This is a genomic window from Candidatus Marifrigoribacter sp. Uisw_064, assembly GCF_047730175.1.
Taxonomy (GTDB): Bacteria; Bacteroidota; Bacteroidia; order Flavobacteriales; family Flavobacteriaceae; genus Marifrigoribacter.
On record NZ_CP159833.1, the window covers coordinates 2,214,362 to 2,233,919 of the forward strand.

16 protein-coding genes are annotated in these 19,558 nt (G+C 32.0%); 9 read left to right on the top strand and 7 right to left on the bottom strand.

Annotation, left to right across the window (positions count from 1 at the left end; genetic code table 11):
* The first annotated feature begins 78 nt into the window (after window positions 1-78).
* The 9 genes from porU to ABXT64_RS10080 all read left to right on the top strand — a co-directional run bounded on the left by porU (window position 79) and on the right by ABXT64_RS10080 (window position 12,304).
* Window positions 79-3,915 carry a type IX secretion system sortase PorU gene (gene porU, locus ABXT64_RS10040; RefSeq protein ID WP_443632793.1) on the top strand — a complete coding sequence of 1,279 codons (3,837 nt, stop codon included), beginning with the start codon at window positions 79-81 and terminating at the stop codon, window positions 3,913-3,915.
* Between the two features lie 38 nt (window positions 3,916-3,953).
* On the top strand, window positions 3,954-5,123 hold the full coding sequence (porV, locus tag ABXT64_RS10045) for a type IX secretion system outer membrane channel protein PorV (protein ID WP_443632794.1): 1,170 nt from the start codon (window positions 3,954-3,956) through the stop codon (window positions 5,121-5,123).
* Window positions 5,124-5,126: 3 nt separating this feature from the next.
* On the top strand, window positions 5,127-5,612 hold the full coding sequence (gene cdd, locus ABXT64_RS10050; RefSeq protein ID WP_443632795.1) for a cytidine deaminase: 486 nt from the start codon (window positions 5,127-5,129) through the stop codon (window positions 5,610-5,612).
* Between the two features lie 208 nt (window positions 5,613-5,820).
* Complete coding sequence (pdhA, locus tag ABXT64_RS10055; RefSeq protein ID WP_443632796.1) at window positions 5,821-6,819, top strand: pyruvate dehydrogenase (acetyl-transferring) E1 component subunit alpha; 999 nt, start codon at window positions 5,821-5,823, stop codon at window positions 6,817-6,819.
* A 6-nt stretch (window positions 6,820-6,825) separates the two neighbouring features.
* Entirely contained in the window at window positions 6,826-8,427 is a 1,602-nt protein-coding gene (locus tag ABXT64_RS10060) for a 2-oxo acid dehydrogenase subunit E2 (RefSeq protein ID WP_443632797.1), read from the top strand.
* A gap of 74 nt (window positions 8,428-8,501) precedes the next feature.
* On the top strand, window positions 8,502-9,182 hold the full coding sequence (locus tag ABXT64_RS10065) for an SDR family NAD(P)-dependent oxidoreductase (RefSeq protein ID WP_443632798.1): 681 nt from the start codon (window positions 8,502-8,504) through the stop codon (window positions 9,180-9,182).
* Window positions 9,183-9,185: 3 nt separating this feature from the next.
* Window positions 9,186-9,782 carry a SprT-like domain-containing protein gene (locus ABXT64_RS10070; RefSeq protein ID WP_443632799.1) on the top strand — a complete coding sequence of 199 codons (597 nt, stop codon included), beginning with the start codon at window positions 9,186-9,188 and terminating at the stop codon, window positions 9,780-9,782.
* Window positions 9,783-9,787: 5 nt separating this feature from the next.
* Window positions 9,788-10,867 (top strand): mannose-1-phosphate guanylyltransferase, encoded by a 1,080-nt coding sequence (locus tag ABXT64_RS10075; RefSeq protein ID WP_443632800.1) that lies wholly within the window; start codon window positions 9,788-9,790, stop codon window positions 10,865-10,867.
* Entirely contained in the window at window positions 10,868-12,304 is a 1,437-nt protein-coding gene (locus tag ABXT64_RS10080; protein WP_443632801.1) for a DUF389 domain-containing protein, read from the top strand.
* Window positions 12,305-12,308: 4 nt separating this feature from the next.
* Here the strand turns inward: ABXT64_RS10080 and acs are convergent, their stop codons facing one another.
* The 7 genes from acs to ABXT64_RS10115 form a co-directional block, all read right to left on the bottom strand.
* Window positions 12,309-14,216, bottom strand: a complete 1,908-nt coding sequence (acs, locus tag ABXT64_RS10085; protein ID WP_443632802.1) for an acetate--CoA ligase — start codon at window positions 14,214-14,216, stop codon at window positions 12,309-12,311.
* A gap of 47 nt (window positions 14,217-14,263) precedes the next feature.
* On the bottom strand, window positions 14,264-15,028 hold the full coding sequence (locus ABXT64_RS10090) for an ABC transporter ATP-binding protein (protein ID WP_443632803.1): 765 nt from the start codon (window positions 15,026-15,028) through the stop codon (window positions 14,264-14,266).
* Window positions 15,028-15,765: an MlaE family ABC transporter permease gene (locus tag ABXT64_RS10095; RefSeq protein WP_443632804.1), complete on the bottom strand. Its 738-nt coding sequence runs from the start codon at window positions 15,763-15,765 to the stop codon at window positions 15,028-15,030. Before ABXT64_RS10095 ends, ABXT64_RS10090 begins: the two co-directional genes overlap by 1 nt.
* A gap of 70 nt (window positions 15,766-15,835) precedes the next feature.
* A complete protein-coding gene (locus ABXT64_RS10100; protein ID WP_443632805.1) occupies window positions 15,836-16,945 on the bottom strand; it encodes an alkaline phosphatase in 1,110 nt (369 codons plus the stop codon).
* Between the two features lie 70 nt (window positions 16,946-17,015).
* Entirely contained in the window at window positions 17,016-17,864 is an 849-nt protein-coding gene (locus tag ABXT64_RS10105; protein WP_443632806.1) for a glycosyltransferase, read from the bottom strand.
* The gene (locus ABXT64_RS10110) at window positions 17,864-18,385 is read right to left on the bottom strand and encodes a methyltransferase (protein WP_443632807.1); all 522 of its coding nucleotides are present in this window, start codon (window positions 18,383-18,385) and stop codon (window positions 17,864-17,866) included. The genes ABXT64_RS10105 and ABXT64_RS10110 overlap by 1 nt, the downstream gene beginning before the upstream one ends.
* A gap of 38 nt (window positions 18,386-18,423) precedes the next feature.
* Complete coding sequence (locus tag ABXT64_RS10115) at window positions 18,424-19,482, bottom strand: 3-oxoacyl-ACP synthase III family protein (protein WP_443632808.1); 1,059 nt, start codon at window positions 19,480-19,482, stop codon at window positions 18,424-18,426.
* Between the last annotated feature and the right edge of the window lie 76 nt (window positions 19,483-19,558).

The following is a 19,558-nucleotide window of genomic DNA, read 5'->3' on the forward strand; positions in this document are numbered from 1 at the left end:
TATATAAAATTGATGTTTATGAAAAATTTTAATTTAAATAACCATACTAAGTGTATATTTCAAGCGTTATTTATTAAGATGAAAAAAATTGTACTGTTTATTATATTTTTCTTGCCTATTACAGTTTTAGCGCAGAAAAGAGATATTATTATTAATTGGAGTTCTCTAACTCAAAACAAAACCAGTGTCTCAAAAGTTAAAAAACCAACTAGATTAAATCTTTTAATCGATAATTTTACATTAAGTTATAATAAACAATGGCAAGATGATGGCTTTGCTATTGAAAGTTCATTAAAAGTATTTAATGTTTCTTATAGTGCAATAAGTACAGATGAATTAAATAAAATAAATAAAGACTTAATACCAAATGAACTTGTTTATTCTGTGTATAGTACAAAGGCAAGGGATATTATTTTTAGTTCGATAACTATATCTCCTGTAGTAAATATTCAGGGTCAATATAAAAAAGTAGTTTCTTTTTCATTTACCTACACTAAAAGTGCAACCCAATTTACAGGTGGTTTAAATTCGGGATCAAATAGAATACCAATCTCAAATTCTGTATTAGCTACAGGTAATTGGTACAAGTTTCAAATAGATAAAACAGGTATTTATCGAATAAGTAAAAGTTTTTTGTCTAGTTTAGGAATGAATACCGATGGTATAAATCCAAGAAATATAAAAATTTATAGTAGTGGAGGGAAACCATTGCCACTAAAAAATAATGAAAATTTATTTTTTGATATACCAGAAAATGCTATTCAAGTAATAGGTGAGGAAGACGGGTCTTTTGACACTAACGATTATGTTTTGTTTTATGGAATCAGTACCGAAGGATATCATCTTGAAAATGACTCTAATATTAATCCCTATAATGAAGAATCTTATTATTTTATCACAAGTGACGGTGGGCCCGGAATGAGAGTTCAAGAAATGGTTGAGCCTTCTGGCAGTTCTAATGTTTCTTTTACAAGTTTTAACGATTCTCAATTTCATGAACAAGATCAATACTCCCCAGCGATAGTTGGAAGAAGATGGTATGGAAATAGATTTGATATTGAAAGCGAACAACATTTTGAGTTTACCTTCCCCAATATTGTCGAAGGAGAACCTATGAAAATTGTAACTAAAGTTGCTTCTGCTTCTGAATCGCAAACTTCAATGGCAATTTCTATAAATGAAACTAGTGTAAACCCATTAACATTTAATGCAATAGATGATCCAACATTATTGAACACAAGAACCTCTACAGAAATATTACCTGCAGGTAGCGAAACCGTTAAAGTAGATTTAATTTATAATAATGCTGGAAATCCATCAAGCGTTGGCTATATAGATTATATAAGAGTGAATGCAATTAGACAATTAGTAGGTATTGGAGGTCAATTATCCTTTCGTATCAGTGATGCAGACGAAATGTTTGGAATTGGTGAATATCAAATTAGTAGTGCAGATCAATTTTCTCAGGTTTGGGATGTTACAGATATTCAATCAGTTGTTGCAAAACAAAATTCAGAGAACCAATCAATTTTTAGTTTTAAAGCATTTCTTGGAGATTTAAGAGAATATGTAGCTATTAATCCTAACGATTTTTTCACACCCATCAAAGGTCCTGAAACAGTAGTTTATAATCAAAATTTAAAAGGGACTATTTTTAATGATGCTTCAGGTAATTTTAAAGATATAGATTATTTAATTATTACGGCACCATTTTTATTACAGCCTGCTTTACGTCTTGCAAATCATAGAAAAACAATAGATGGGCTAAATGTAAAAGTGGTAACTACAGATAAAATTTACAATGAATTTAGCTCAGGAAAACAAGATATTAGTGCCATTAGAAACTTTGTAAGATATATATATGAAAATGCATCTTCCGATGATAAAAAAATAAAATACCTCTGTTTATTTGGCGATAGCTCCGTAGATTATAAGTCTAGACTTCCAAACAATAACAACATAGTACCGACATTTCATACAAGACCAAGTACAAGTACCTTTTCTTCTTTTATGTCTGATGATTTTTATGGCTCCATGGATATTAGCGAAGGAAGTATGACAGGTACAGATAAATTAGATATTGCGGTAGGAAGAATATTGGTAGATGAGGTTAGTTTAGCCAATGCTATGATTGATAAAATTGTAAACTATGAGTCTAAAGTATCCTATGGGAATTGGCGAAATAATTTTGTTATAATTTCAGATGATGTAGATGAAGTATATGAATATCATAGATTAGAAGTTGTTTTAGATGGAATAGGTGATGAAGTATCCAACGAAAAGCCTTTTATAAATGTTAAAAAGATTCATTCAGATGCATTTCAACAAGAAACATCAGCAGGTGGTAATAGATATCCTGAAGTTAATGAAGCAATAAAAAATGCGGTAGAAGTTGGAAGTTTAATTGTGAACTATTTTGGACATGGAGGTGAAGATGGATTAGCAAAAGAATTTGTTTTCACAAAAGGCGAAGCGCAAAATTTACAAAATAAAAATAGATACCCTTGTATTGTCACTGTTACTTGCGAATTTACCAAATTTGATAACCCGCTAAGACCAACAGCTGGAGAATTTACCTATTGGAATAAAGAAGGAGGAGCAATTTCTATGATCACAACTACGCGTTCTGTAAGTGTAACTTTAGGGGTTACATTTAATGAAGATTTGACAGAACACCTATTTGGTTTTGGAGAAGACAATCCCGAAACTCCTGCAGAAGCATTACGAATAACTAAAAACTTTATTGATAATAATGATCGCAATAGGAGGGTAATCTTTTATATAGGGGATCCTGCGATGCATTTAGCGTTTCCTAAAAAGAGTATTCGTCTAACTAGTTTAAATGGAGTGCCTATAGGACAAGCTACAGATACACTAAAAGCATTAAGTAAAGTAAGAATTGGAGGAGAAATACTTCAAGAAAACGGTCAGTTATTTGCAGATTATAATGGGGTATTAGAAGCTAAGATATTTGATAAAGATGTCCAAAGAAATACATTAGGGAATGATGGAATAACTGAGAATGGTGAACTTTTAATATTAAACTTTACAACCTTAGGGGAAACAATCTTTAATGGTAAAGCTACAGTTGATAATGGTTTCTTTGAATTTGAATTTGTAGTGCCAAGAGACATACAAATTCCTGTTGGTTTAGGGAGAGTAAATTTTTATTCTCAAAAAAATAACGAATTAGAAAACCAAACAGGTTATAACTTAGATTTAAAAGTTGGAGGATTAAATGAAAATGCCCCTGAAGATAATGAAGGCCCATTAATTCAACTTTTCATGAATGATGAAAGCTTTGTTTCTGGTGGAATTACAAACGATTCACCATTTTTAATAGCTAAATTACAAGATGATAACGGTATTAATACCGCTAGTGGGATTGGCCATGATATTACTGCAATACTAGACGGTGATGAAGCAAATCCTTTTGTTTTAAATGAGTATTATCAAGCAGAAGTTGATGATTTCACAAAAGGAATTACAAATTTTAAACTAAGAGATTTAGAAGACGGATTACATACCTTAACTTTAAAAGCTTGGGATGTATATAATAATTCTTCCACAGCAGATATACAATTTGTTGTTGCAAATGATGATGAATTAAAAATTACTCGAGTATTAAATTATCCCAATCCATTTGTAAATTATACCGAGTTTTGGTTTAATCACAATAGACCATTTGAACCATTAAACGTACAAGTTCAAGTTTTTACAGTTACAGGTAAAATTGTTTGGACAAAAAATCAAATAATAAACACAGACGGGTTTCTTTCACGTGAAATAATTTGGGACGGAAAAGATGATTTTGGAGATTTAATTGGAAAAGGTGTCTATGTATATAAGATTTCAGTAAAATCGACGTTAACAAACCAACTAGTTGAAAAATATGAAAAACTAGTTATTCTATAAAAATTATAAATTATATTTGTCAAAATTTTAAATACCTCATGAAAAAAATTATCATTCCAATTTTAATCGTATTATTTACTATTAAAGTTTCTGCACAAGATGAAGATAGAAGAGTTATAACAACAGCAGTGCCATTTGCATTAATTGCAGGTGATGCTCGCTCTGCTGGTATGGCAGATATCGGAGTAGCTACTTCTGCCGATGCTTTTTCACAACAATGGAACCCTGCAAAATATGCATTTGCTATTTCAAAACAAGGAGTTGGAGTTACCTATACCCCTTATTTAAGTCAGTTAGTTAATGACATATTTTTAGGTAACTTAACATATTATAACAGATTAAATGAGCGTAGTGCAGTGGCAGGAAGCTTACGTTATTTTAGTTTAGGTGATGTTGAGTTAAGACAAGATGCCATTCAAGAACCCCTAATTGAAAGTCCAAATGAACTAATTTTTGATCTTTCTTATTCATTACGACTTAGTGATCGTATTGCAATGGCCGTTACTGGACGTTACTTAAGGTCAGACCTTAAAATTGGTGCCTTAGAAGGAGATGCTACCGCAGCGAGTTCATTCGCCGTTGATATTTCTGGTTACTACCAGAGTGAAGAAATAGCATATAGTGATTTCGATGGTCGTTGGAGAGGTGGATTTAATATCTCTAATATTGGACCAAAAATTAAGTATGATGAAGTAGGTCAAGAAAATAACCTTCCAACAAACTTAGGTTTAGGTGTTGGTTTTGACTTTATTTTAGATGAATACAATAAAGTAGGAGTAAACATAGAGCTTAATAAACTATTAGTTCCAACGCCACAAAATCCAGATTTAAATGGTGATGGTGAAATTACTACTGAAGAAATTGCTGAAAACAATGCAGATTATCAAGATATTAGTTTCTTCTCAGGAATTTTCCAATCATTTGGAGATGCTCCTGATGGATTTGGAGAAGAAATAAAAGAATTTACTTGGGCTATTGGTGCAGAATACTGGTACCAAGATTCATTTGCTTTCAGAACAGGATACTTTAATGAAAGTGAAGAAAAAGGTTCAAGAAAGTTTTTATCAATTGGAGCTGGTTTTAAATACACAGCAATTAATATTGATGTCTCTTATTTATTTTCAACTTCAAAAGTAAGAAGTCCATTAGAAGGTTCACTTCGTTTTGGTCTAACTTTCAATTTTGGAGATGAATACGACGAATATTAGAATTTGGCGAAAAAAATAATAATTAAAACAGAATTAGAGGTTTTCGAATCAATTTCGGAATTACCTTCTTCGATTCAAAACTTAATGAATAAGGCGCATGAAGCACGTGAAAATGCTTATGCGCCTTATTCACATTTTAAAGTTGGTGCAACTCTCTTACTAGAGTCAGGCGAAATTATTCCTGGTAATAACCAAGAAAATGCTGCTTATCCTTCTGGTTTATGTGCCGAAAGAGTAGCAATTTATCATGCAGGCGCTGTATACCCTTCTCAAAAAATTGTTTCTTTAGCAATTACCGCAAGATCTTTAAAAAAAGTGATAACAGATCCTATTCCACCATGTGGCGCTTGCAGACAAGCATTGGTTGAATATGAAATAAAACAAGATTCAAACATAGAAACCTATTTCATGGGTGAATCCGGTAAAGTGATTAAAGCAAGCTCTATTAAAGATTTATTGCCTTTAGTTTTTAATAAGGAATATCTTTAAACTTCAAAAACTAACAATTAACTATTCTTTTTCAATATTGTATTTTTTAGTATTTAATAATATAGTATTTTTGTATTTCGTGAATTTTTTTTCTTCCAAGAAAAAACGATTTAATTTTTATGAAACGAGCATGTTAAAAACTTTATCACTAACGAGGATGATTAATAGCGAACAGCATGTGACCGTTTTAATAAAATAATATAAACACATGAAAAAAATAACAAAAAAGACATACTTAGACTGGTACGAGCAAATGTACTTTTGGCGTAAGTTTGAGGATAAATTAGCACAAGTTTACATCAATCAAAAAGTAAGAGGTTTTTTGCATTTATATAATGGTCAAGAAGCTGTTTTAGCTGGTGCCTTACATGCAATGGATCTTACTAAAGATCGAATGATAACTGCCTACAGAAATCATGTTCAGCCAATTGGAATGGGTGTTGATCCCAAAAGAGTAATGGCCGAATTATATGGAAAAGCAACTGGAACATCACAAGGTCTTGGAGGATCTATGCATATATTTTCAAAAGAACATCGTTTTTATGGAGGCCACGGTATTGTTGGAGGACAAATACCATTAGGAGCAGGCCTAGCATTCGCAGATAAATTCTTTAAAAGAGATGCAGTTACCCTTACATTTATGGGCGATGGAGCAACACGTCAAGGTTCTTTACACGAAGCATTTAATTTAGCGATGCTTTGGAAACTTCCTGTAGTTTTTTGTTGTGAAAACAACGGATATGCTATGGGTACCTCAGTTGAAAGAACTGCCAATCACGTAGATATTTGGAAGCTTGGTTTAGGGTATGAAATGCCTTGTAAGCCAGTTGATGGAATGAATCCTGTAACAGTGGCTAAAGAATTAGATATAGCAATAGAAAGAGCAAGAAGTGGAGGCGGACCTACATTTTTAGAAATTAGAACTTATCGTTATAGAGGTCATTCAATGAGTGATGCGCAACACTATAGAACTAAGGAAGAAGTAGCTGAAAAACAAAAAGAGGACCCAATTACATACGTTAAAGATATTATTCTTGAGAAAAAATATGCTACCGAAGCAGATTTAAAAGTAATTGATAAACGTGTTAAGGATTTAGTTATTGAATGTGAAAAGTTTGCAGACGAATCTCCTTATCCAGAGAAAAATGTTATGTACGATAGTGTATATGAACAAGAAGATTATCCATTTTTACCACATAAATTATAGATACCTATGGCTGAAGTAATTAATATGCCACGTTTAAGCGACACCATGGAAGAAGGGACTGTTGCTAAATGGCTTAAAAAAGTTGGTGAGAAAATTGAAGAAGGGGATATCCTTGCTGAAATCGAAACAGATAAAGCAACGATGGAATTTGAATCTTTTAATGAAGGGGTGTTATTACATATTGGTATAGAAGAAGGTGAAACGGCTTTAGTTGATAAACTTTTATGTATCATTGGAGAGAAAGGTGAGGATATATCAAGTTTAATAAAAGGAACTCCTGATGTTGTAGTTGAAAAAAATACTGAAACTAAAGAAGAAATTTTTTCAGAAGAGATCTTAGAAATAAAAGAATCTAAATCTATAGAATTACCTAAAGGAGTAGAGGTAATTATGATGCCTCGTTTAAGTGATACAATGACGGAAGGAACTGTAGCGACTTGGAATAAAAAAGAAGGAGATGCAGTAGAGGAAGGTGATATTTTAGCTGAAATTGAAACTGATAAGGCTACGATGGAATTCGAATCTTTCCATACGGGTACTTTATTAAAAATAGGCATAGCTGAAGGTGAATCTGCTTTGGTAGATACTGTTTTAGCTATTTTAGGACCTAAAGGAACAGATGTTACTGGAATCATGGAGAGTTATTCTTCTTCAGAAACTGTTTCAGAAGTAAAAGAAGAAAAAGCAACTCCTGCTGTTCAAGAAATAAAAAAGGAGGTTCCTGTAACTGTATCTCAACCCACAGCGGCTTCAGATAATGTTCGTGTATTTATTTCTCCTTTAGCTAAAAAATTAGCCGAAGAAAAAGGAATTAGCCTAAAATTGGTAAAAGGTAGTGGCGAAAATGGGCGTATTATTAAACGCGATATAGAAAATTATGTTCCTGCAGCTTCAGGGCTAAGTCAAGCATATGTTCCTGTTGGAGTAGAAGCATTTGAAGAAGTGAAAAATTCACAAATGCGAAAGGTAATTGCAAGGCGTCTAGGTGAATCAAAATTCATGGCTCCTCATTATTACTTAACAGTTGAGCTAGATATGGATCATGCAATAGCCGCTCGAAAAGCTATAAATACTGATCCAAATGTGAAGGTTTCATTCAATGATATGATAGTGAAAGCATGTGCCATGGCATTGCGAAAGCATCCAAGAGTGAATACACAATGGACGGAAGCAGCTACATTAATCGCAAAACATATTCATATAGGTGTTGCTGTAGCAGTTGAAGATGGTTTATTAGTTCCTGTATTGAAATTTGCAGATCAAATGACTTTTAATCAAATAGGAGCTTCTGTAAAAGATTTAGCAGGTAGAGCAAGAATTAAAAAATTAACACCACAAGAAATGGAGGGCAGTACTTTTACTGTTTCTAATCTAGGTATGTTCGGGATAAAAGAGTTTACCTCAATTATTAACCAACCAAATTCAGCAATTTTATCTGTTGGAGCTATCGTTCAGAAACCTGTAGTTAAAAATGGTCAAATAGCAGTAGGTAATACGATGACAGTAACTCTAGCCTGTGATCATAGAACTGTAGACGGAGCAACTGGAGCAGCATTTTTACAGACGTTACGTACGTTTGTGGAGAATCCTGTAACGATGTTTGTTTAATAATAAATTAAAAAATAAAATTCCGCTATGTACAGTTTTAACTGAATATAGCGGATTTTTTGTAAATTACAATTATGAAGAATATTATCATCACAGGAACAAGTAGAGGTATTGGGTATGAATTAGTACAATTATTCTGTAAAGCAGGATATCAAGTACTCGCATTGTCAAGAAATGAAAAACCTATTTCAGATTTAAATCTAGCGGGTTGTACGTCATTTTCATTCGATATTACCAAGGAAAGTGACATCAAGAAAGTTTCAGATTTTATCAAAGATAATTGGGAAGTAGTTGATGTTCTAATCAATAATTCAGGTACCTTATTAAATGCTCCTTTTTCAGAAACTCCTATTTCTGCCTTTAAAAAAGTATACGATGTAAACGTTTTTGGTGTAGCGGAATTAACACAAGCTGTTTTACCACATATGAATTCAGAAGGACATGTAGTTAATATTAGCAGTATGGGTGGAATTCAAGGGAGTTTAAAATTTCCTGGATTGAGTGCTTATAGCAGTAGTAAAGGTGCATTAATCACTTTATCTGAGTTATTAGCTGAAGAATACAAAGAAAAGGGTCCTGCAGTTAATGTTCTAGCCTTAGGTGCCGTTCAAACTGAAATGTTAGAAGAAGCTTTCCCAGGATATAAAGCCTCAGTGACAGCGCTTGAAATGGCGGAGTATATTTATAACTTCTCATTGACAGGACAAAAAATGTATAACGGTAAAATATTACAAGTATCGAGTTCAACTCCATAAAGGATGCAAAAAATACTCTATAATTATTTGCCACAGGCAGCCGTTTTACCAGTTTTCGATTTAATAAAATCGAACCAGGTGTATTTAAAGATTGTAAACGAACGTGTTACCCGTCATGGAGATTATAGAAAATTACCAGATGGTCAACATCAAATCACCATTAATTCAAATCTAAATGCCTATCGATTTTTAATTACAATGGTTCATGAAATAGCACATTTAGTGGCAATTAATATCTATGGAAGAGGTATAAAACCGCATGGTTTAGAGTGGAAACATACATTTCAACAACTCATGTTGCCATTTTTAAGGCCAGAAATATTTCCAAATCAATTATTACCGTTATTGGCCATTCATTTTAAAAATCCAAAAGCGAGTAGTGATACAGATTCAAAATTATCGCTAGCATTAAAGCAATTTGATGAACCCAATGATAAAAACTATATCTTTGAAATTCCCTTTGGAAGTACGTTCCGATTGTATAATGGTAAGATATTTGTAAGAGGAAATAAACGAGTGAAACGATTTGAATGTAAAGAAATAGCAACGGGAAGGATTTATTTATTTAATCCAAATGCTGAGGTAGAATTATTAAAATAAATTGAATGAATAACAATTATTATGCAGTAATCATGGCTGGTGGAATCGGATCTAGATTCTGGCCTGTGAGTACAACAGATTTTCCTAAACAGTTTCATGACATGTTAGGAACGGGTCAATCATTGTTGCAAAAAACATTTACAAGATTACAGGGATTAATTCCTTCTGAAAATATATTGATATTAACCAATGAACGATATTTAGAGTTAGTATTAGAGCAACTACCAGAGATTACCGAAGATCAAGTTGTATTAGAACCAGCGATGCGTAACACGGCTCCATGTATTTTATTATCGGCATTGAAAATATATAAAAAAAATCCAGCCGCTCAAATGATAGTGGCTCCAAGTGATCATTGGATCGAAGATGAAACAGCTTTTTTAAGAGATGTTGAAACATGTTTTAAGACCTGTGCTTCAGAAGATAAATTACTTACCTTAGGTATTGAGCCTACTTTTCCGAATACGGGATTTGGGTATATTGAAAGTGATAAAGAAGATGAGAATGTTATAAAAAAGGTGAATCAGTTTAGAGAAAAGCCTGATTATGAAACAGCAAAGAAATTTTTAGAAGCTGGAAATTATTCATGGAATGCTGGAATATTTTTGTGGAGTGTAAAAAGTATTATTTCTTCTTTTGAAAAAAATATGCCCACTATGTTTACTTTATTTTCTGAAGGAAATGAAGCATACAACACAAAAAATGAAAAGCAGTTTATAGAGAATAACTATGCTAAAGCAGAAAATATATCAATTGACTATGGTATATTAGAAAAAGCGGAGAACGTTTGTGTTAAAAAAGCTACTTTCGATTGGAATGATTTAGGAACATGGGGTGCATTGCACGATAAATTAAAGAGTGGAACGGAACAAAATGCTATTGTAAGAGCACTACCTCACGTGACTGATGCTGAAAATAATATGATTTATACTGCTTCAGAAAAATTAGTCGTAGTGGATGGAATTAGCGATTACATTATCGTTGACAAAGAAGATGTTTTGCTAATATATCCTAGAAAAAAAGAACAAGAAATAAAAGAATTGCTTTCAGATGTGAAAAAAAACTTTGGTAAAAAATATACATAAATGACAACTTCAGAAGAAAACAATAAAGAAATTACTTCTGAGCAAGAAGAATTTGATAAAGTAAAAGTTTCAGCTTGGGAAAGTGTAAAAAGATTCTTTTCGGAATTATTAGATATCCGCTCTGAAACTGACCGTGATGCCACGATTGAGTCTGTAAAACATGATATATCATTTAAGGGGCATACTGCCTGGATATTAATTTTTTCAATCTTTGTAGCTTCTATTGGATTAAATGTAAGTAGTACGGCAGTTGTAATAGGAGCCATGTTAATTTCTCCCTTAATGGGACCTATTGTTGGACTTGGTATGTCTGTTGCAATAAATGATGTGGAAACCTTAAGAAGGTCATTAATAAATTTAGGCGTAATGGTTGTATTAAGTGTACTTACAGCTTTTTTATATTTTAAAATGTCGCCTTTAACTAAAGAAACTCCTGAATTATTAGCCAGAACTACGCCAACAATATTAGATGTATTAGTGGCAATTTTTGGCGGTTTAGCACTCATTGTTGCAAAAACTAAAAAAGGGACTATTGCCAGTGTTATATTTGGTGTTGCGATCGCAACAGCCTTAATGCCTCCTTTATGTACGGTAGGGTATGGCCTAGCAATTGGAAATGCTAGTTATGCAGGAGGTGCTATGTATTTATTTTCTATAAATGCAGTTTTTATTGCTTTGACAACTTTTATAGTAGCAAAGGTTTTAGGCTTTCCTTTGGTACGATATGCAAATTCAAGAAGGAGAAAATTAACTGCGCGATTAGCTTCTTTAATTGCTCTAATAGTAATGGTTCCAAGTATTTTTATTTTCATTGGATTATACAAACAACAAGTTTTTGACAGTAATGCTAGTGATTTTGTTGAAAATATTTTGCAATTTGATGGTGCAGAGGTGGTTAAGTTCACTCATGATTTTGAAACTAAAGATTTGGATATTTATTTTATAGGAAGAGTAATACCAGCAGATAAAATAAATGAATGGAATGAGAAATTAAAAGAAAATGAAGTTTTAAAAGATTGCAAACTGAGTATTTATCAAGGAGCAGATCAAAGTATTGAGCTCGCTGATCGCCTTTCTGGACAAGTAAAAGCAGGTATTCTAGAGGATTTATATGTTAAAAATGAAAACTTAATTAGGGATAAGGACGATCGAATTCAGTTTTTGGAAAATGAAATTGCTAATTTAAAAGTAAATGAGTTTGATTTTAAAAGCCTTACTGATGAAGTGAAAATTCTTTATTCTGATGTAGAATCTTTTAGCTATTCTAAGCGAATTACTACAAACTTTACAAAGACAGATACACTACCAGTTTTTTATGTTACTTGGAATAAAGATGTGAAATCTAAAAAGAAAACAGAAGAGTTAATAAAACTTGATAAATGGCTGAGATTTCAGTTAGAGTTAGATACACTTAAAATTTTAGATACACCTAAATAATTTATTAAATAGAATTATCTATAATTTCTTGTACTACTTCAGGATTTAATAAAGTACTTGTATCACCAAGATTGCTTATGTCTTTACAAGAAATCTTACGTAGAATTCTACGCATAATTTTGCCTGAACGTGTTTTCGGTAATCCGTTTGTAAACTGAATTTTATCAAGTTTAGCTATCGGACCGATATGCTCAGTTATGATCTGATTTATTTCTTTACGTAAACTTTCGTGTTTTCTAGTTTCTCCAACTTCTTTTAAAATTACATAACCATATAAGGCATTTCCTTTTATGTCATGAGGAAATCCTACAATCGCAGATTCTGCAACTGCCGGATGCTCATTAATTGCATCTTCAATGGGAGCAGTACCTAAATTATGACCAGAAACGATGATTACATCATCTACACGTCCTGTAATTCGGTAATATCCGACAGTGTTCCGTAATGCACCATCACCAGTAAAGTATTTATTAGGATAAGCTGAAAAATAGGTTTCTTTGTATCGTTGATGATTTCCCCAAATAGTTCGTGCCATAGAAGGCCAAGGAAATTTAATACACAGCCTTCCATCTATCTGATTTTCTTTTATCTCTTCACCGTTTTCATCCATTAATGTTGGTTGAATGCCAGGAAAAGGTAAACTTGCATAGGTCGGAATGGTTGGGGTAACATAGGGTAGAGGAGTAATCATAACTCCTCCTGTTTCAGTTTGCCACCAAGTATCAACAATGGGACTTTTTCTTTTACCAACATTATCATTATACCAATGCCATGCTTCTTCATTTATCGGTTCTCCTACAGACCCTAAAACTTTTAAAGAGGATAAATCGTAACGATCTACAAATTCAAGTTTTTCTTTTGCTAAGGCTCTAATGGCAGTTGGAGCAGTATAAAACTGATTAATTTTATGTTTTTCAACAATCTCCCAAAAGCGTCCAAAATCAGGATAACTTGGAACTCCTTCAAACATCACTGTGGTGGCTCCATTTGCGAGTGGACCATACACAATATAACTATGACCCGTAATCCAACCTATATCAGCAGTACACCAGTAAATATCGTCTTCTCTATAATTAAAAACATTTTTAAAAGTATAGGCAGTATATACCATATAACCGGCAGTTGTATGCACCATTCCTTTAGGTTTTCCTGTAGAACCAGAGGTATATAAAATGAACAAGGGATCTTCTGCATCCATGATTTCAGGAGTACATTCTGAAGAAGCCTCATCTAATAAAGGTTGAAGCCATAAATCTCGTCCTTCTTTCATATTTATTTCTGAATGAATTCTTTTAGCAACAAGTACTGTATTTACACTAGGGCAATCTTTTAAACCTTCGTCAACGATGCCTTTTAGGTCAATTGTTTTATTTCCTCTATAGGATCCATCTGAAGTAATGACCATTTTACAGTCACTGTCATTGATTCTTGTAGAAAGTGCTGTAGCTGAAAAACCAGCGAACACAACTGAATGTATTGCACCTATTCTTGCACAGGCTAATACAGAAACAGCTAATTCAGGAATCATAGGAAGATAAATACAAACACGATCACCTTTTTTAATTCCTTGTGATTTTAGAACGTTAGCGAACTTATTAACTTGTTCATGTAATTGATTATATGTTATATGTTGTGCTTCCTCCTTGGGATTGTTTGGTTCAAATAAAATAGCAGTTTTATTACCTTTAGTAAGTAAATGTCGATCAATACAATTTTCAGTAATGTTTAATTGAGCTCCTTCGTACCATTTTACTTCAGGTTTTGAAAAATCCCAACTTAATATAGTATCCCATCTTTTATACCAAGTAAAATGTTCTTCGGCTATTTCTTCCCAAAAAACTTCTGGTTCTCTTACTGATTTTCTATAAACCTTAAAATATTCTTCTAAGTGTTTTATATGATAATTACTCATGATGTTTAGTTTTTAATACGTATTTATAAAAATATATTCGTATTATTTTAATCTTCACTAATCTGAATATCACGAATTTTTTTAAATAGATTGGAAGAATATACAAAGTCGGTAACGTCTGTATTATTTGTTTTAAAAATTTCTTGGTTGGTGCCCTGCCAAACTAATTGACCATTTTTAAGGAATACAATTTTTTCACCAATTTCCATTACGGAATTCATGTCATGAGTAACCACAACCGTTGTTATATTATTTTCTTTTGTAATTTCTTGAATTAAGTTATCTATTATTATAGCTGTTCTTGGGTCTAATCCTGAGTTGGGTTCATCACAAAACAGATATTTAGGTTCGTTAACAATGGCACGAGCAATAGAAACTCTTTTTTGCATACCTCCAGAAATTTCGGAAGGAAATTTTTTATTTACATTTTCTAAGTCTACTCTTTTTAATACTTCATTTACTCTTTCGAGCATTTCGGGTCTTTTTTTATTGCTAAACATGCGTAAAGGAAACATTACATTTTCTTCAATATTCATAGAATCAAACAAAGCTCCTCCCTGAAATAACATACCGCTATCTTCTCTTAATATACGATGTTCATCATCGTTCATATTTTGAATCGCTTTATCTTCAAAATAAATAAGCCCTTCTTCAGGCTGAAAAAGACCAACTAAACATTTTAGCATTACCGTTTTTCCACTACCGCTTTGGCCAATAATTAGGTTGGTTTTTCCCCTCTCAAAAGTGGTTGAAATTCCTTTTAAAATTTCTTCCTCTCCAAAACTTTTATATATGTTTTCTACCTTGATCATTAGCTTAAAAGGAGTTGTGTTATTATATAATTAGCCATAATAATAAGTACACTAGTCCAAACAAATGAATTGGTACTTGCTTTTCCTACTTCTAAAGCTCCACCTTTCATATAATAACCTTGCCATGAAGGTACCGTAGCTAAAATAAAGGCAAAAACAATTGTTTTAATAAAGGCATATACTATATGAAAGGTATTAAAGTCTACTTGTAAGCCTTGTATAAAAGCTTCAGAAGAACTAAAACCACCATAGACACCTGCAACCCAACCACCAAATATTCCTAAAAACATAGACATTGCTATCACAAAAGGATAAAGTAGTAAAGCGATAATTTTTGGAAATATTAAATAGTTTAATGAATTGATTCCCATTACTTCTAGCGCATCAATTTGTTCAGTAACTCTCATAGAACCTATGCTTGAAGTTATAAAAGACCCTACTTTTCCTGCCATAATAATTGACATAAATGTTGGAGCAAATTCTAAAACTATTGATTGTCTTGTAGCAAAACCTACTAAATATTCTGGAATTAATGGATTGTCAATATTCAAAGCAGTTTGAATGGCAACCACACCTCCCACAAAGAATGATATAAATGCTACAATACCTAAAGACCCTAAAATAAGGTCATTAATTTCTTTAATAATAAGTTCTCTTAATACTGACCCTTTAGTTGGGCTACTAAAAACTTTTTTTAGCATTAAAAAATAGGAACCTATGTCTCTAAAATACTTCATATAGAATTAAGTCTTGCTAAAGTAATAAAATTGATTGATTATTATTCTGAAAGAAATGATAAGAAAAACTTTATTCAAAAAATAGAGAATACATCTTTGTGTAAATCTCAGTGTTTTCATAAATCCCTCCAAAAACATTTTCACTAGGTCCTTTGGCAAAAACAGGAACCATGGTAGCAGAATGTCCTCCAGTCGAAAAAACGGGCTTAATTTTATTGTAATCGTCTTCATCTGAAGCTAATGTAAATCCTCCAGTTTCATGATCAGCTGTAACAATAACAAGAGTTTCTCCATTTTGTTTTGCGAAATCTAATGCAACACCCATTGCATTATCGAAATCGATTAATTCGCTAATTAAATAATCTGCATCATTAGCATGTCCTCCCCAATCTATCTGTGATCCTTCTACCATTAAAAAGAATCCTTCTTCGTTTTTTGATAAGGCGTCTAATGCTAGTTTAGTTGCATTAGGTAAAAAATCTCCTCGACCATCAAGCATTTTTGGCATTTCATCTTTAGCTAATAAAATCGCTTGTTTCTTATCTGAAACAGTTGTTGGAAGTTGATCTGTAATTACATCAAAACCTTTCGTTTTCAGTTGCTCAATTAAATTTTGTTTATCTGTTCTATTATTGAAAAACTTTAATCCTCCACCTGCAAAAAAATCAATATCTGAAGCAACCATATCAACAGCAATATCTTCATACATTCTTCTTAATTTAACATGTGCGTAAAAACTTGCTGGTGTTGCATGTGTTATAGAGGAGGTAGAAACAACGCCTGTTACGATATCTTTTTTTGAAATTTGTTCAACGATTGTTTCTATTGAAATCGAATCTTTATCAACTCCAATGGCTCCATTGTATGTTTTTATTCCTGCTGAAAAAGCAGTAGCCCCTGCAGCAGAATCTGTAATTAGATCACTAGATGCAGATGTTTTAATAAGTCCAACAACTGGAAATCGTTCAAAATTTGAATTTTCTTTATTGAAAAACTGACTAGCAGAAACTTCACTTAGTCCCATACCATCGCCTATTAGGAGAATGATATTTTTTGGTTTTTTCACTTTTTTAGGAATTATATATGAAGTTGATGTAATGATTTCTTTCTCTTGACAGGATATAAAAAAAGAATTCAGCATAATAAATGCAAATAGTAAAAAATAAAATTTAAATTTCATAAATAATGATTTGAATTAATCAAAAATAAGGATAAACTATATTTAAACAATAGCTGTGATTTAGAAACATTTAAAATATTTTTTTCAAAATATTTTTCCATCGATGTTTTCTAATAAATCTCCCTTCTTCTTTGTTTACTAAAAAGGGGCTGCGATTAAAAAATGCTTTTAAAAAACCGATTATACTATTAAGATAAAAAAGTGCATTCCTTTTTTTTAAGGCAAGTTTTAAAGAAGCAATTTTTGTTAAAACAATGCCATAACGCATTTTATAAAATGCTTCTCCTTGTTTGTATTTAGCTTTTTTAGAATATGCATTCCCTGTTGGTTTTAGATGTTTAACTTCTAAAGATTCATCAGTGTAGATTTCCCACCCATGATATTGAGCTAACAATTCGTCCACTGTATCCCAACCCATTTCACTTTTAAGACCCCCAATATCATAGAAACATTCTTTCCGATAAGCTTTTAAAGCTCCGCGGATATGGTCTTTATTTGTTAAGTTTTCAAGAACCCATATGTCATTTTTTTCAATATAACAAAAACCACCAGCCATTCCACAATTTTTGTTGTTTGTAAATATTGTTTGTATAGTTTCGATATAATTGTTTGGAAAAATTAAATCTGCGTCAAATTTACAGATAACATCAAAATCATCATCTAATACTTTCATTCCCTTTTTGAATGCATTAATTACTTTGCTTCCAGGTATATTTTGAGCAGATGAAGTATTGTTTATACTTTCTATGAATGTATATTTTTCAGAAAAAGAATTAACTATTGATTGGGTGTTATCCGTTGAATTATCATTGACAACTATTATTTTAGAAGGCAAATGAGTTTGTTCTACTAATGATTGTAGTGTTTTAGAAATATTCTCCTCTTCATTATGAGCTGGTATGACAACATATAATTTCATTATATACGTTCTGCATAAACTAAATAATACCTTGGTGTAAATCGACGTAAGATAGGACGGAAGCCTATTTTTTTAACTGGATTAGTAAATTTTTCACGTTTTTTAATTTGCCATCCTGCTTTTTCTAATAACCAATCAAATTGCCAATCTTCAAATTCATGATAATGACGATCTAATTTATCTGTTTTACTTTGATACGCATTAGCATACCATAATTTTAAAGGCACAGAAGCTACTAGTTTATTAGCCTTTATATCTTTTAAAATATTAAAAGGAGCAATTAAGTGTTCAAAAATTTCGAAAGCTGTGACTACTTCAATTTCTTCATTTTGCACCGAAGAAGTATCTAAATCTAAATCCTCCCCTGTTGTGTTTATAACTGAGTATCCATATTTTTTCATAATTTCAGAAAAAGGATTTGACACACCAAGATCAAGGATTTTTTCTTCCTTTTTAATTATTTCTTGTAAAAACAAAAGCGTGTGTTTATATCTTTTATTTGGAAAATTACCTTCGTACATAGATACCTCTTATATTAAAGGAAAAATAGTTGTATAAATTAAACCTGATAAACAATTGCATTAATATTCATTCCTGCTCCTACACTAGCTAGCATAACGATATCGCCTTTTTCAATAGAATGATTTTTCATTTTACCTTTAGAAACCATATCATATAAAGTTGGGACTGTAGCAACACTAGAATTCCCATATTTATCAATGGTCATTGGCATAATATGTTCGGGAGCTTTTTGTTTATATAATTTATAAAATCGATTTATAATTGCTTCATCCATTTTTTCATTGGCTTGATGGATAAATACTTTCTTTAGTTTGTCTATAGGAATACCCGCTTTATCTAGACAAGTTTTCATTGCAGTAGGGACATTTGTTAATGCAAATTCATAGATCTTACGACCATTCATTTTAATGTAATTTGTATTGTCATTAACCTCTTTATTATTGGTTTTTCCGAAATAAATAAAATGAGCTTCATCTAATGAAAAGGTTGCCGATATATGTGCTAAAATACCGCCTTCTTCATCCATCTCTTCAATTATTGTTGCACCTGCACCATCACTAAAAATCATGGAATCTCTATCGTGCTTATCGATCACTCTTGATAAGGTTTCAGCGCCAATAATTAAGCATCTTTTAGCAATACCAGCTTTAATAAAAGCATTTGCTTGTATCATTCCTTCTACCCAACCTGGACACCCAAATAAGATATCATAAGCCACGCAGCTAGGGTTTTTGATACCCAATAAATGCTTTACACGTGAAGCAATACTAGGTACTGTATCACTTTGAGTTGATCCATGTTTTACATCCCCATAATTTTGAGCAAGAATAATATAATCTAGTGTTTCTTGATCTATTTGAGCATCTTCAATTGCTTTTTTAGCAGCGAAATAAGCAATGTCTGAATTGTTTAAATTATCTTCTACATAGCGTCTTTCTGCAATACCTGTAATCGATTTAAATTTTTCGATAATTACAGAAGTATCATGGTTAATTGCTGAACCATCTTCATTGTAAAAGTCATTAGTTTCAAATGATTTATTTGTTGCAATCCCATTTGGAACATAACTTCCTATACCAGTAATCTTAATCCCCATTTGACAATAAATTTTTATAAAAGTACATAAAAGGGTTTAAGTGACAAGGCAACTTTTACTGAAAATACATCAATTT

Excerpts from the sequence above, each read along its gene's own strand:
- ABXT64_RS10060 (WP_443632797.1), top strand. The coding sequence starts at position 6,826 with ATGGCTGAAGTAATTAATATGCCACGTTTAAGCGACACCATGGAAGAA.
- pdhA (WP_443632796.1), top strand. The coding sequence starts at position 5,821 with ATGAAAAAAATAACAAAAAAGACATACTTAGACTGGTACGAGCAAATG.
- acs (WP_443632802.1), bottom strand. The coding sequence starts at position 14,216 with ATGAGTAATTATCATATAAAACACTTAGAAGAATATTTTAAGGTTTAT.
- porU (WP_443632793.1), top strand. The coding sequence starts at position 79 with ATGAAAAAAATTGTACTGTTTATTATATTTTTCTTGCCTATTACAGTT.
- ABXT64_RS10100 (WP_443632805.1), bottom strand. The coding sequence starts at position 16,945 with ATGAAATTTAAATTTTATTTTTTACTATTTGCATTTATTATGCTGAAT.
- ABXT64_RS10065 (WP_443632798.1), top strand. The coding sequence starts at position 8,502 with ATGAAGAATATTATCATCACAGGAACAAGTAGAGGTATTGGGTATGAA.
- ABXT64_RS10105 (WP_443632806.1), bottom strand. The coding sequence starts at position 17,864 with ATGAAATTATATGTTGTCATACCAGCTCATAATGAAGAGGAGAATATT.
- ABXT64_RS10090 (WP_443632803.1), bottom strand. The coding sequence starts at position 15,028 with ATGATCAAGGTAGAAAACATATATAAAAGTTTTGGAGAGGAAGAAATT.
- porV (WP_443632794.1), top strand. The coding sequence starts at position 3,954 with ATGAAAAAAATTATCATTCCAATTTTAATCGTATTATTTACTATTAAA.
- ABXT64_RS10095 (WP_443632804.1), bottom strand. The coding sequence starts at position 15,765 with ATGAAGTATTTTAGAGACATAGGTTCCTATTTTTTAATGCTAAAAAAA.
- ABXT64_RS10080 (WP_443632801.1), top strand. The coding sequence starts at position 10,868 with ATGACAACTTCAGAAGAAAACAATAAAGAAATTACTTCTGAGCAAGAA.
- ABXT64_RS10070 (WP_443632799.1), top strand. The coding sequence starts at position 9,186 with ATGCAAAAAATACTCTATAATTATTTGCCACAGGCAGCCGTTTTACCA.
- ABXT64_RS10110 (WP_443632807.1), bottom strand. The coding sequence starts at position 18,385 with ATGTACGAAGGTAATTTTCCAAATAAAAGATATAAACACACGCTTTTG.
- ABXT64_RS10115 (WP_443632808.1), bottom strand. The coding sequence starts at position 19,482 with ATGGGGATTAAGATTACTGGTATAGGAAGTTATGTTCCAAATGGGATT.
- ABXT64_RS10075 (WP_443632800.1), top strand. The coding sequence starts at position 9,788 with ATGAATAACAATTATTATGCAGTAATCATGGCTGGTGGAATCGGATCT.